This is a genomic window from Brucella anthropi, assembly GCF_046630315.1.
Lineage (GTDB): Bacteria > Pseudomonadota > Alphaproteobacteria > Rhizobiales > Rhizobiaceae > Brucella > Brucella anthropi_A.
The window spans coordinates 1-13,561 of the sequence record NZ_LQBD01000011.1; the positions used below are offsets into that span (position 1 = coordinate 1).

The following is a 13,561-nucleotide window of genomic DNA, read 5'->3' on the forward strand; positions in this document are numbered from 1 at the left end:
GTGAAATATAATAATAATTCCCGGTTGAAGGTATGCTCATTTTATGCTCAATGATGCGAGATGGACATGATGTCCCAATATACGATTCCGAGGCCTCTTAATTTCAGAGAGAATCTATTTATGAAAACCTATCGCGCAATTGGTCTTGCATTCACGCTTGCTGCCATTTCCGGCGCGCCCGTGCTGGCGGCTCCGCTTCCCGGTGGAGCAAGCACCCTTCAGGAAACCTATCAGGACTGGACCGTTTCCTGCCAGAACCAGAAGGATACCAGCGTCTGCGTCATGCGGCAGGACCAGAGCAGCACGCAGACCGGCCAGCGCGTTCTGACCGCCGAATTGCGCAATATCAGCGGCGGCAAGGTCGAGGGCGTCCTGCTGATGCCGTTCGGTCTTGATCTCGCCAAGGGCGCGGCGCTCAAGATCGATGACGCCGCAGGGCCCACTCTGGCTTTCTCGACCTGCCTGCCACAGGGTTGCCTGGCGCCGGTCAGTTTTGACGCAAAACAGGTCGCCGCGCTTAAAGCAGGCACCAATATCAACGTCACCACGACGGCCCTGAGCCCGAGCCAGCCGGTTGCCTTCAAGGTTTCGCTGAAAGGCTTCGGTGCAGCGCTTGATCGCATCACCGCGCTGACGAAGTAAGTTTAGGACTACGATTCAATGGCCATACGCCTGGACAGGCGTATGGCTTTTTCTTTGCTCTCAAGCCGGATGCGCCATTTGAGTACATGAGCACCGGAACTTGAGACAAATTGCCATTTGCAGCCGCACAGGGCGACTTTTGGAACAGGCTCTCAAGCCGGATGCGCCGTGATATGCGCAAGATGCCTGCGCCAGCGCAGCGTCATCAGCACCGCGACCATGGAAAGACCGGCGGCAAGACCGAGCCAGATGCCCACGCCGCCGAGATCGAACCTGAAAGCCAGCAAGGCACCCAGCGGCAGCCCCACGCCCCAATAGCCGAACAGCGCCATAAACATCGGTATGCGCGTGTCGCGCAGGCCGCGCAACATGCCCGCCGCCACCGCCTGCGCCCCGTCAACGATCTGGAACAGGGCAGCAAGCGCAAGGAATGTCACGGCCAGCTGCATCACCGGCAGGTTCTGCGGATCATGCAGATCAAGAAATACCCCGATGAACACGCGCGGAATGAGGATCATCAAAAGTCCCATCACCGCCATGAAACCGACGCCCAGAAAATAGGCGCTCCAGCCGGCATAGGCAATCGCCTTCGGATGACCAGCGCCATAGGCCCTGCCCACGCGCACGGTTGCAACCTGTCCGAAACCGAGCGGCACCATGAAGCTCAGCGATGCGATCTGGATCGCCACCGCATGGGCCGCCATGGCCGTCGGTCCGATGCGGCCCATCATGACGACGGCGGCATAGAAGATGGAGGTTTCGAACACGAAGGTCAGCGCCATCGGGATGCCAATCCGCCACAATTCGAGCAGGCGTGGCCAGTCGGGACGCCAGAAGCGGCCGAACAGGTGATAGCGGCGGAAGCGGCGATGACGCAGCGTGATGAAGGCAAGGCCGAGGAACATCATCGTGCTTGACGCCGTGGTGGCGATGCCCGCGCCATGCAGCTCCATGCGCGGAAAGCCGAAATGGCCAAAGATCAGCGTCCAGCCTGCCAGCGCATTGAAGCCGATGGCGAGCGCCGCAATCAGCAGCGTCCACATCGGTTTTTCCATCGCGGCAAAGAAGGAGCGCAGCACGATATAGCCGAGATAAGGCAACAGCGCCCATTGCAGCGTGTGCATGAAATCCGTCGAGCGGGCGGCAATATCCGGGCGCTGGCCGAGGAAAAGGAAAATCTCCTCGCAATGCCAGAGCACGACCCAGACCGGAATCGCGATCATGATCGCCGTCCAGAAACCCTGGCGCACGGTGCGGCGCACATCGCGCACCGAATGACGGTTCTTGCCGAGCGCGATCGCAATCATCGGCATCACGGCCGAGACGAGCCCCATCGAGAAGATCATCAGCGTATGATAGAAGCTTGTCGCCAGCAGGGCGGAGGCAAGCGTGTCCGCGCCCAGACGGCCAATGAAGATGACGTCGGTTGCGGTGAGCGCTGCCTGCGACAGGTTGGTGAAGATCAGCGGCCAGCCAAGTTTCAGCGCCGCCGCCATCTCCCGGCCCCAGCGTTGCGTGGCGGTTTCATGGGGTTCCCGGAAGCCCGCATCGATTGTCCTGTCCATAGTCCGCTCCCCGAAGCATCCGGCGCCGCAATCCACCGGATGTTCCATTGACTGAGGCCACGCCCCGAAACATCCAAGACCATGTCAATCTGAGAAGAGGCGCGGAAATACGATCATCGACCGTCCCATGCCGGCTAAGGGCGCTTATCGCCATAAAAGCGACCACGCCCCAATTTTTCGGGTTGCTCAATTTCTATCGGGAACGTTGTGTATGTTCCAGAAACTGATCCGGAGCCAAGCGGGCTGCGCATCGATTTGCACAAAATAAGAGCATCATGGATATCAGACTTGCCCGAAGAAGCAACACATCATGAAATGGATTTTTCACCTTCCGACACGGGGAGAAACGGATTTCTCATTCTGGCGTGAAACCGCAAATTTCCGTCCGATAAATGATTGACGCCTGCGTCCTGGCCGATACGACTATGTGCATGAATTGCAGGAGGCATCATGCGCAGCACCAAGGTCATCCATATCGTCGGCTGTCATGCGGAGGGGGAAGTCGGCGATGTCATCGTCGGCGGGGTTGCCCCACCTCCCGGCGAAACCGTGTGGGAACAGTCGCGCTTCATCGCCAGTGACGAGACCTTGCGCAATTTCGTGCTGAACGAGCCGCGCGGCGGCGTGTTCCGCCACGTCAACCTGCTGGTGCCGCCGAAAGACCCGCGCGCGCAGATGGGCTTCATCATCATGGAGCCTGCCGATACGCCGCCCATGTCCGGCTCGAACTCGATCTGCGTTTCGACCGTTCTGCTCGACAGTGGCATCATCCCCATGCAGGAGCCGGTGACGCGCATGGTGCTGGAAGCGCCGGGCGGGATCATCGAAGTGGAAGCCGAATGCCGCAACGGCAAGGCGGAGCGCATCAGCGTGCGCAATGTGCCGTCTTTCGCCGACCGGCTGGATGCATCGCTGGAAGTCGAGGGGCTCGGCACGATCACAGTCGATACGGCCTATGGCGGCGACAGCTTTGTCATTGTCGATGCGGCGCAGATCGGGATGAAGATCGAGCCGTCGCAGGCGCGCGAACTGGCTGAAATCGGGGTGAAGATCACCAAAGCCGCCAATGAACAGCTTGGCTTCCGCCACCCGGAAAAAGCCTGGAACCACATTTCCTTCTGCCAGATGACCGAGCCGGTGACGCGCGAGGGTGACGTCCTGACCGGCGTGAATACCGTTGCCATCCGTCCGGCCAAGCTCGACCGCTCGCCGACCGGCACCGGCTGCTCGGCCCGCATGGCCGTGCTGCACGCCAAGGGGCAAATGCAAGTCGGTGAAAGATTTATCGGCAAGTCCGTGCTGGGCACGGAGTTTCATTGTCGGTTGGACAAGGCGCTGGAATTGGGCGGCAAACCCGCCATCAGCCCGATCATTTCCGGCCGCGCATGGGTGACGGGAACCTCGCAGCTCATGCTCGATCCGAGCGACCCGTTTCCGTATGGCTACCGTCTCTCGGACACCTGGCCAAATATGCCTGAATAGCCACACCTCACCCTGAGGTGCGGAGCGAAGCGCAGCCTCGAAGGGCGAGGTCCAGATGGAACTGGAAACGCATCGCTGGTCTACCACCGTCATTCTTCGCTCCCTCGATCCTTCGATCCTTCGATCCTTCGAGACGGCCCTGCGGGCCTCCTCAGGATGAGGATCGAGAAAAACCCCGCCGGAGCGGGGGTTTTCGATAGCGCAAAGCTATAAACTCACGCGAAGTCCAGCGCGCGGTCGCCGTTCTCATCCTTGATGCGGGATGGCAGGCCGATCTGGTTCAGGATGTGCAGGAATGGCTTCGGGTTCAACTCTTCCACATTGACCATCTTCTTCACGTCCCATTCGCCGGAAGCGATCAGAATCGCAGCCGCAACCGGCGGAACGCCAGCGGTGTAGGAAATACCCTGCGAACCCACTTCGTTGTAGGCATCCTTGTGGTCGGCAACGTTGTAGATGAAGACTTCCTTTTCCTTGCCGTCCTTGGTGCCCTTGACGAAATCGCCGATGCAGGTCTTGCCCGTATAGTCAGGTGCAAGCGATGCCGGATCAGGCAGAACAGCCTTGACCACCTTGAGCGGCACGACTTCCAGCCCCTCCGCGGTCTTGACCGGCTGTTCGGACAGAAGGCCGAGATTCTTCAGTACCGTGAAGACGTTGATATAGTGATCGCCAAAGCCCATCCAGAAGCGGACATCCGCATCCGGATAGTTCTTGGACAGCGAATGCACTTCGTCATGGCCGGTCATGTAGGCCTTGCTCGGGCCCACGACCGGCAGGTCGAATGTCTGGCCGACCTCGAACATCGTGTTCGACTGCCACTGGCCATTCTGCCAGGAATAGACCGTGCCGGTGAATTCGCGGAAATTGATTTCCGGGTCGAAATTGGTCGAGAACCAGCGGCCATGCGAACCGGCATTGATGTCAACGATGTCGATGGATTTGACTTCATCGAGATAATCGTCGGCAGCCAGACGCGCATAGGCATTGACCACGCCCGGATCGAAGCCGATGCCGAGAATGGCGGTGATGCCCTTCTCTTCGCATTCCTTCAGGTGCTTCCATTCGTAATTGCCGTACCATGGCGGCGTCTCGCAGATCTTCTTCGGATCTTCGTGAATGGCCGTATCCATGTAAGCCACGCCCGTATCGATACAGGCGCGAAGAACCGACATATTGAGGAAGGCCGAGCCGACATTGATGACGATCTGAACGCCCGTCTTGCGGATCAGAGCCTTGGTGGCTTCAACATCCATGGCGTCCAGCGCATGCGCTTCCAGCTTCACCTCGGTCTTGAGGCTCTTCTTTTCATGCACGCTATCGATAATCTTGCGGCATTTCTCAACCGTGCGGGACGCAATATGGATATCGCCCAATATGTCAGAGTTTTGCGCACATTTATGTGCAACAACCTGTGCCACGCCCCCGGCGCCGATAATGAGAACGTTCTTCTTCATTTTCTGTCGATGCTTCCTCTTCCAGCGGTTTCCCGCCATCTGTTATACGTCCCGACTGCCTTCCGGTCGGAACAGGTTCAGTTTCGCGTCGCGGATCAATATTGCGACACAGGGTTCAGGAGAGCGAACCCTCAAAATCCGCGTAATCGAATTCGCGGACAAGCTTCACCGTGCCATCCAGTTCGCGCACGGCAATGGCTGGCATTTTCACGCCATTGAACCAGTTCTTCTTGACCATCGTATAACCGGCCGCATCTTCAAATGAGAGGCGGTCGCCGATGGAAAGCGCCTTGTCGAAGGTAAACTCGCCGAAAATATCGCCTGCAAGGCAGGATTTGCCGCAGACCATATAGCTATGCCCGCCATTGTTCGGCGCCATCTTCGCCTTTTCGCGATAGATGAGCAGATCAAGCATATGCGCTTCAATCGAACTGTCGACGATGGCAAGGTTCTTGCCGTTATAAAGCGTATCGAGAACCGTCACTTCCAGTGTCGTGGTCCTGGTGATCGAGGCTTCACCCGGCTCCAGATAGACCTGCACGCCAAACTTTTCCGAAAAAGCCTTGAGGCGCGCGCAGAAAGCATCGACGGGGTAATCGTCGCCGGTGAAATGAATCCCGCCGCCAAGGCTCACCCATTCAACACGATGGAGAAGCGCGCCGAATTTTTCCTCGATATCGGTCAGCATCCGGTCGAACAGGCCGAAATCGGCGTTTTCGCAATTGTTGTGGATCATGAAGCCGGTGATGCGGTCCATGACCTTTTCCACCTTCGCCACGTCCCATTCGCCAAGACGGCTGAACGGCCGCGCCGGATCGGCAAGATCGAAGCTTGATGACGACACGCCGGGATTGAGGCGCAAGCCGCGCTTGATGCCCGACGCCTGTTCAGCAAAGCGCTCCAGCTGGCCGATCGAATTGAAGATGATCTTGTCGGCATGGCTGATGACTTCGTCGATCTCGTTATCGGCATAGGCCACGCTATAGGCGTGGGTTTCGCCGCCAAATCTTTCATGGCCAAGACGCACTTCATTGAGCGAGGACGACGTCGTGCCGTCCATATATTCGCTCATCAGATCGAACACCGACCATGTGGCAAAGCATTTCAGCGCCAGCAGGGCCTTGGCGCCGGATTTCTCGCGCACATAGGCAACCTTTTCCATGTTGCGCTTCAGCTTGGTCTTGTCGATCAGGTAGTAAGGCGTCTGGATCATGAGTGTTCCGAGTTATCTGGCCGGGTCGTCCAAAGGGGAAATCGGGCCTCGCCAGCAAGGCTGGTTTGCCATGTTGAGGAAACACCAGGCGGTTTCCCAAATTATTCGAAGGCTTATAGGAAGCTTGTGACAGAAACACAAATCCGCCACAGCATTATCGGGAAAAATTCCCCATAAGCTATCGCGGATGACGTCTTCACTTCCCGCCTACCTTCGGCGGATGTGCTTCATATAGAGCTTTTTGCCGGGATTTGAACCCCTTGCTTTGCGGCCTTGCACTGTCGTTCTCGTTGCACCCGCCTTTCTGGGCGCAAGCGGCGCAGCGCTGAAACTATCAGTTAAGCGGCGGGCGCAATAATGTAGGCGCAGCGCCGGGCACCGGCCAGAATATGCTCGGTGCGGTTTACCGAAACATCCGCGCCAAGCACAGCCCTGAATATCTCAAGCTCCGACCGGCAGAAACCCTGACAGGTATCTGCGGCGGCGCAAATCGGGCAATGGTTCTCGATCAGCAGCCAGGAGCCGTCTTCCTGCTTTTCCGCATCGGCCATATAGCCCTCGGCGGAGCGGATATCGGCAAGTTCCTTCACGCGTCGGTCGAGGGGCAAATCCTTCAGGCGCGTCTGATACTGGCGGCGGGTCTCCGTCTCGCGATGGGCGATCAGCGTTTCAAGCGCATCGTCGCCAAGGATGGTGCGCACCGAATGAAGCAGCTGAACGGTCAGGTCGGCATGTGTATCGGGAAAGCGCTTGTTGCCGGCTTCGGTCAGATCCCAGAAAAGCGAAGGCCTGCCGACGCCCTGGGATACGGAATGCGCGGACACAAGCCCCTCCTCCGCAAGGCGCACAAGCTGCTGGCGGACGGCTTCACCCGTGGTTCCCAGATGCTCCCCGATGGTCGCGGCGGTCTGTGCTCCCCGCATCTTGAGCGCGAGCATGATCCGTGCCGCGGGAGAACGTACTCCCGATTCATCAGTATTTAGAATGCCATTCCTTGACATATGCGGTGTTTTCTATTTAAAGAAGCATTATCTTGTTAAATAGGCGATCCGGCCCATGGAGGCAAGATAATTCTGAATTTTCAATATTCAAACCGGCTTTCCCAGCCAGAGCCCGCACCGGCAATGCCCCCAGACACTGAACGGTGATGGCGCTCAAGCGATCAGGAGTTTTAAAATGAGCTTCACCTTGCCACCGCTTCCCTTCGCAACCAACGCGCTTGAGGGCGCCGGAATGGGTACGGAAACGCTTGAGCTGCATCATGGCAAGCACCATCAGGCCTATGTGACCGCGCTCAACGGTTTTGTTGAAAAGAACGATGCGCTCAAGGGCAAATCGCTCGAAGACATCGTTCTCTTCGCCAAGGACAAGGCCGATCTCGCGCCTGTGTTCAACAATGCCGGACAGCATTGGAACCACAATCTGTTCTGGCAGAACCTTTCGCCGAATGGCGGCCGCCTTCCGGGCGCGCTCGAAACAAAGATCGTCGAGGATTTCGGCGGTGTCGACCAGTTCAAGGAAGCCTTCAAGACCGCAGCCGTCGGCCAGTTCGGTTCGGGCTGGGCATGGCTGGTTCTGGCCGATGACGGCAAGCTGAAAGTCACCAAGACGCCCAATGGCTCCAACCCGCTCGCAACCGGCGAAGGCAAGGCGCTATTGGGACTTGATGTCTGGGAACATAGCTATTATCTCGATTTCCGTAATCGTCGGCCTGACTATGTGACGAATTTCCTCGACAAGCTGGCCAATTACGAATTCGCGGAAGCCACCCTGAAGGCAGCATGACGCGCTGACATTGATTGCGATCAAGGCGTTTTGCCTGCACCGGATGCAGTCTCCACGGAGCTGCATTGTTGCGGGCAAAATGCAGCAATGACCGACAAAACTGAACAACCAATCCATTCCACAGGCGCCGTCCTCCCAAGCGGTGCAGGAGCAAGGCAGAGACAGTTCCGAAAATGAGCAGCAACTTCAATCAGGAAACCGTCACCGACATTCATCACTGGACCGACACGCTGTTTTCCTTCCGCACGACGCGCGACCCCGGCTTTCGCTTCCAGAGCGGCCAGTTCATCATGATGGGTCTGGAAGTGAACGGCAAGCCGCTCACCCGCGCCTATTCCATCGCGTCGAGCCTTTATGAAGACGGCCTGGAATTCTTCTCGATCAAGGTGCCGAACGGTCCATTGACCTCCAAGCTCCAGCATCTGAAAGTCGGCGACCGGATCATCCTGTCCAAGAAGCCGGTCGGCACGCTGCTCTACGACAACCTCAAGCCCGGAAAAAATCTCTGGCTGCTCTCGACCGGCACCGGCCTTGCGCCGTTCCTGTCGATCATCCGCGATCTGGAGGCCTATGAACGGTTCGAGAAGATCATTCTCGTTCATGGCGTGCGCCAGGTGGCGGAACTCGCCTATACGGATTTCATTTCCAACGAACTGCCGCAGGATGAATTCCTCGGCGAAATGGTGCAGAAGCAGCTCATCTATTACCCGACCGTCACGCGTGAGCCCTACAAGAACCGCGGCCGCCTGACCGATCTCATTCGCTCGGGCCAGCTTTTCAAAGATGTCGGCCTGCCGGAATTCAACCATGACGACGACCGCATGATGCTGTGCGGCAGCCCGGAAATGCTGGCCGAAACGAAACAGATTCTGGAAGAGCGCGGCTTTACCGAAGGCAGCCAGAGCGAAGCCGGGCATTACGTCATCGAAAAGGCTTTTGTCGAAAAATAAGCTTCGCGGCCATAAGGACGAAAGGGAGGCAATCGCCTCCCCTTTTTATGTCAGCGCTTCGAAATCAAGACCGATATCGAGGTTCGGCGCGCTGTGGGTGGTCCAGCCGACCGAAATCAGATCGACGCCGCTGGATGCGACCGCCGCCACCGTTTCCGGCGTGATGCCGCCCGAGGCTTCGCAAATGGCGCGGCCATCGACGATCGACACCGCCTCGCGCAATTGATCGGGCGACATATTGTCGAGCAGCACCGCATCGACACCGACAGCCATCGCCTCATCGAGTTGTGGCAGCGTATCGACCTCCACCTCGATCTTGACCATGTGCCCGGCACCCGCTTTGGCGCGCTCGATGGCTTCGCGCACGCCGCCCGCAACGGCAATATGGTTATCCTTGATCAGCACCGCATCATAGAGCGCGAAACGGTGGTTCATGCCGCCGCCTGCCCTCACCGCATATTTCTGCAAGGCACGCAGCCCCGGCGTCGTCTTGCGCGTGCAGACGATTGCCGCCCCCGTACCGTGAACCGCCTTCACCAGACCGGCTGTGGCCGTGGCGATGCCGGACAGGTGGCCGAGGAAATTGAGCGCGGTGCGCTCACCCGCCAGAATGGAGCGGGACAAGCCGGAAACACGGGCGACATCGGCCCCTTTTTCAAGAGACTGACCGTCCCGCGCCAGACGTTCGAATGTAACGCCCGGATCGAGCAGACGAAAGGCCATTTCAGCCACATCGAGCCCGGCGATGACGCCCGGCTGACGCAGGCTGAACAGCATGGCCGAGCAGTGATCCTCCGGCACCACCGCATTGCTGGTGATATCACCGGCAAGGCCCAGATCTTCCAGAAGTGCGGCGCGCACCAGCGGTTCGACGATCAGCGGAGACAGGCGTGGCAGGTTCATGAGGCTATCCTGGACATTCGGTTTGAATCAATGATCTCGCGAGCGCGCGCGAACGCCGTCTCGAATGTGTGAAAGCGGCGCATGACCACCGCATCCTTTTGCGGATGGTCGATGCGGGCGTGGCTGCCGCGCGACTCGCGCCGTTCATATGCCGCAACCGCGGCAACCAGCGCCACGGCTGCGGCATCGTCGGTCTCAGCGCGGGGAAGAAGGGTGGTGATTGCAAAGCGCAAACCGTCTTCATCACGCAGCAGACCAAGATGGCTGGACACGACACGCCGTACCGGAGCCGGATCGTTTTCGTGTGGCAAGCGGACCGGCACGGGCTGGCGCATGGCAATAGCCTCCTCATCACCAAGCGCACGGGCGGCGCGCAGACCCATGACGGCTGCTTCGAGCAGTGAATTGCTGGCAAGCCGGTTGGCACCATGAAGGCCGGTGCAGGCTGCTTCGCCTACGGCCCAGAGGCCCGGCAGACTGCTGCGCCCGTCAGCGTCGGTCCTGATCCCGCCCATGTGATAATGTGTGGCCGGGCGAACCGGGATCAGGTCGCGGGACGGATAAATGCCATGCTGTTTGCAGAGCCGGTCAATCCCCGGAAACCGGGTCGCAAAACGGATGCCCAGAGCCGCCCGCGCATCGAGATAGACCTTGCGCCCTTGCGCAAGCTCGCTGCCGATGGCGCGTGCCACCACATCGCGAGGCGCAAGCTCGCGGCCAGGAATATCCGCCATGAAGCATTCGCCGCGATCATTGACGAGAATGGCGCCCTCGCCGCGCACCGCTTCGCTGATCAGCGGCAGACGCGGCGCAGAAACCGCAAGCGCGGTTGGGTGGAATTGCACGAACTCCATATCGGCCAGCACAGCGCCTGCGCGGCCTGCCAATACGGCGCCCAATATCGCAGCTTGCCCTAGATTGCCGAGCGGTGTGGTCGTCGCCTCATAAAGTCCGCCGATGCCGCCCGTCGCCAGAACCACGGCGCGGGCCGCAACCGGCCCGATATTTTCAAGGCAGGCGCCGACAACACGGCCATCCTGCCGGATGAGCCGCAGGGCGCGGGTGTTTTCCATGACGGTGATCGAAGGCGTCGCCAGCACTTTCGCAATCAAGGCGCGCATGATGCCCGCCCCCGTCGCATCGCCATCGACATGGGCGATGCGATGGCGGCTATGGGCGGCTTCCAGACCGAGCGAAAATGAACCATCGGCCTTGCGATCGAAGCGCACGCCATGGGCTTCCAGCGCGGCAATGACGTCCGCGCCTGCCGCGATGATTTCAGTCGCCACGCCTGCATCACACAGGCCGTCGCCCGCGGCAATCGTATCGGCCAGATGCAGCGCCGTGCTGTCATCCGCGCCGAGGCTTGCAGCAATACCGCCCTGCGCCAAGGTGCTGGAACCGGACAGGCCGAGGCTTCCCACTGTTGCCAGCAGGACCGGCTGCGGAGAGAGCGTCAGCGCCGTCATCAGCCCGGCAAGGCCGCTGCCGATGACGAGGACCGGGGCAGTCCGGGCCGTGTTCATACCCTCAACATCCGCTCGACGGCGCGCCGGGCAGGCTCCATCAGTGCAGCATCGACTGTCACTTCATGGCGGTTGTTTTCCAGCGCATCGCGGATATTGGCAAGCGTGATCCGCTTCATATGCGGGCAGAGATTGCAGGGCCGGATGAACTCGACATCCGGGTGATCGACGGCGACATTGTCGCTCATCGAGCATTCGGTCAAAAGCACGACGCGCTGCGGTTTCTTCTGGCCGACATAATCGGACATGACGGCGGTTGAACCGGCAAAATCGGCGGCTTCCACCACTTCCGGCGGGCATTCGGGATGAGCCAGAACCATGACGCCGGGATGGCTCTCACGCAATTCACGGATATCGTCGGGGGTGAACCGCTCATGCACTTCGCAATGGCCGTGCCAGGCGAGGATTTCGACATTGGTTTCACGCGCCACGTTCTGCGCCAGAAACTCGTCGGGGATCATCAGCACGCGCGGCACGCCGAGCGATTCCACGATCCTTTTGGCGTTGCCGGAAGTGCAGCAGATATCGGAAGCCGCCTTCACCGCCGCAGACGTGTTGACATAGGTGATGATCGGCACGCCGGGGTGCGCCTGCCGCAGCAACGCCACATCTTCCGGCGTGATGCTGTCGGCCAGCGAGCAGCCCGCCGCCATGTCCGGGATCAGCACCGTCTTGCCGGGATTGAGCAGCTTGGCCGTCTCGGCCATGAAATGCACGCCCGCCAGCACGATCACATCGGCGTCCACTTCCGCCGCCTTGCGCGCCAGCGCCAGGCTGTCGCCCACGATGTCGGCCACGCAATGGAAGATTTCCGGCGTCTGGTAATTGTGCGCAAGGATGACCGCGTTGCGCTTTTTCTTCCACTCAAGGATCGCCGCGACATCGTCTTCGAAGCCCAGCCACTCTGCCTTGGGCAACACCTTGGCCACGCGGTCATAGAGTTGCGAGACGGAAACATGATCGTGCAGATGAACATTCATGGGGTTGGGCCTCCCGAGCGCAGCCACATATACTCATTATGAGTATTTCATGGGTGCGAACTTATACTCGATTCGAGTATATTGTCAATCGCGGGAGATTGGCAGCTTGGCTCCGCCCAGATGACGCTCGGAAAGGGCGCGCTCCTCGACAATCGAGTAGCGGAAACGGAACAGTTTCGCCGGGCGTCCGCCGGTTTCGCTGTCGCTTTCGCCGGTTTCCTCAACCAGGTCCTGCTGTTCGATCAGGCGGCGGAAATTCTGCTTGTGCAGGCGCAGGCCCGCCAGCGCTTCGACCGTGCGCTGCAATTGCAGAAGCGTGAAACTCTCCGGCATCAACTCGAACACCACCGGGCGATATTTGATCTTGGCGCGCAGCCGCGCAATCGCCGTGGCAAGGATGCGGCGGTGATCGGCGAACATGGAGCGCCCGTTCTCGTCTTCCTTCATGCCGGCTTCCGCCACCAGCCCGGCCTCATAAAGCAGTTCATAGCGCTGAAGCACGAGGTCCTCGTTCCAGCGCCCGCTCCAATCTCCGTTTTCAAAGCCGAAGGTGAAGGCGATGCGCCGCATGCGCTGCGCTGTCATTTCCGGTGTTGCGGCCCGATGCGCCCAGACGAGGAGCGCATTGTTGAGGTGCTCCATGATGGCCGGTTCGCCCTGGCGGTGATCTTCCCATGGCAGATAATCATACCAGCCGCGCCAGCCCGCCTGCCCCGCCGCCGCATCGCTTTCACGCACAAGGCCAAGATAGCTGATCGAGATGATGCGCTCGCCCTGCGCGTGACGGTCACGGTCGGCAAAGGTGTAAAGCTGTTCCAGATAGCCGACCGGATGCGCGGTTTCGGACTGCACCCAGGCCCGCAGGCCCGATTGCAGCGAACGATGCTCGCTTTCAAACGGGCCGGATGGCAATGCCGCACCTTGGGCCTGTCCCTGTCGCACGGTCATGACGCGCGGCTGTTCGCTGGTGACAGCGACCAGCACCGCTATCAGTTCGGTATGGGCAATATCGTCAGTCACGGTCACTCCGCAAAACACTTCCGGCATTGAACGCGATT

At 59.5% G+C, this 13,561-nt stretch carries 12 protein-coding genes and 1 pseudogene; 5 read left to right on the forward strand and 8 right to left on the reverse strand.

All coding sequences use genetic code 11. From position 1 onward, the window contains the following. Positions 1–120: 120 nt before the first annotated feature. On the forward strand, positions 121–642 hold the full coding sequence (locus AVM02_RS07505) for an invasion associated locus B family protein (RefSeq protein ID WP_411506346.1): 522 nt from the start codon (positions 121–123) through the stop codon (positions 640–642). 152 nt (positions 643–794) lie between these two features. Here AVM02_RS07505 and AVM02_RS07510 read toward each other — a convergent pair whose 3' ends face one another. Then, positions 795–2,207, reverse strand: a complete 1,413-nt coding sequence (locus AVM02_RS07510) for an MATE family efflux transporter (protein ID WP_411506347.1) — start codon at positions 2,205–2,207, stop codon at positions 795–797. A gap of 450 nt (positions 2,208–2,657) precedes the next feature. Between AVM02_RS07510 and AVM02_RS07515 the strand changes: the two genes are divergently transcribed. Both AVM02_RS07515 and AVM02_RS07520 read left to right on the forward strand, forming a co-directional pair. Further along, complete coding sequence (locus tag AVM02_RS07515; protein WP_411506348.1) at positions 2,658–3,689, forward strand: trans-3-hydroxy-L-proline dehydratase; 1,032 nt, start codon at positions 2,658–2,660, stop codon at positions 3,687–3,689. 12 nt (positions 3,690–3,701) lie between these two features. Further along, positions 3,702–3,889: pseudogene (locus AVM02_RS07520) on the forward strand (hypothetical protein). Positions 3,890–3,904: 15 nt separating this feature from the next. Here AVM02_RS07520 and AVM02_RS07525 read toward each other — a convergent pair. From AVM02_RS07525 to AVM02_RS07535, 3 genes are all read right to left on the reverse strand, one after another. Then, a complete protein-coding gene (locus AVM02_RS07525) occupies positions 3,905–5,146 on the reverse strand; it encodes a saccharopine dehydrogenase family protein (protein WP_411506349.1) in 1,242 nt (413 codons plus the stop codon). A gap of 115 nt (positions 5,147–5,261) precedes the next feature. Beyond that, positions 5,262–6,359 carry a carboxynorspermidine decarboxylase gene (nspC, locus tag AVM02_RS07530; RefSeq protein WP_411506350.1) on the reverse strand — a complete coding sequence of 366 codons (1,098 nt, stop codon included), beginning with the start codon at positions 6,357–6,359 and terminating at the stop codon, positions 5,262–5,264. A gap of 338 nt (positions 6,360–6,697) precedes the next feature. After that, entirely contained in the window at positions 6,698–7,297 is a 600-nt protein-coding gene (locus tag AVM02_RS07535) for a helix-turn-helix transcriptional regulator (protein WP_411506351.1), read from the reverse strand. A gap of 238 nt (positions 7,298–7,535) precedes the next feature. On the opposite strand from AVM02_RS07535, the gene AVM02_RS07540 reads away from it, so the two are divergent. Beyond that, complete coding sequence (locus AVM02_RS07540; RefSeq protein WP_411506352.1) at positions 7,536–8,144, forward strand: superoxide dismutase; 609 nt, start codon at positions 7,536–7,538, stop codon at positions 8,142–8,144. A gap of 173 nt (positions 8,145–8,317) precedes the next feature. Then, positions 8,318–9,094 (forward strand): ferredoxin--NADP reductase, encoded by a 777-nt coding sequence (locus AVM02_RS07545; protein ID WP_411506353.1) that lies wholly within the window; start codon positions 8,318–8,320, stop codon positions 9,092–9,094. A gap of 45 nt (positions 9,095–9,139) precedes the next feature. Here the strand turns inward: AVM02_RS07545 and nadC are convergent, their stop codons facing one another. The 4 genes from nadC to AVM02_RS07565 form a co-directional block, all read right to left on the reverse strand. Continuing rightward, positions 9,140–9,997 (reverse strand): carboxylating nicotinate-nucleotide diphosphorylase, encoded by an 858-nt coding sequence (gene nadC, locus AVM02_RS07550; protein WP_411506354.1) that lies wholly within the window; start codon positions 9,995–9,997, stop codon positions 9,140–9,142. After that, a complete protein-coding gene (locus AVM02_RS07555; RefSeq protein WP_411506355.1) occupies positions 9,994–11,523 on the reverse strand; it encodes an L-aspartate oxidase in 1,530 nt (509 codons plus the stop codon). The genes nadC and AVM02_RS07555 overlap by 4 nt, the downstream gene beginning before the upstream one ends. Beyond that, the gene (gene nadA / locus AVM02_RS07560) at positions 11,520–12,503 is read right to left on the reverse strand and encodes a quinolinate synthase NadA (RefSeq protein ID WP_411506356.1); all 984 of its coding nucleotides are present in this window, start codon (positions 12,501–12,503) and stop codon (positions 11,520–11,522) included. The genes AVM02_RS07555 and nadA overlap by 4 nt, the downstream gene beginning before the upstream one ends. A gap of 84 nt (positions 12,504–12,587) precedes the next feature. Then, on the reverse strand, positions 12,588–13,550 hold the full coding sequence (locus AVM02_RS07565; RefSeq protein WP_411506357.1) for an NUDIX hydrolase: 963 nt from the start codon (positions 13,548–13,550) through the stop codon (positions 12,588–12,590). Between the last annotated feature and the right edge of the window lie 11 nt (positions 13,551–13,561).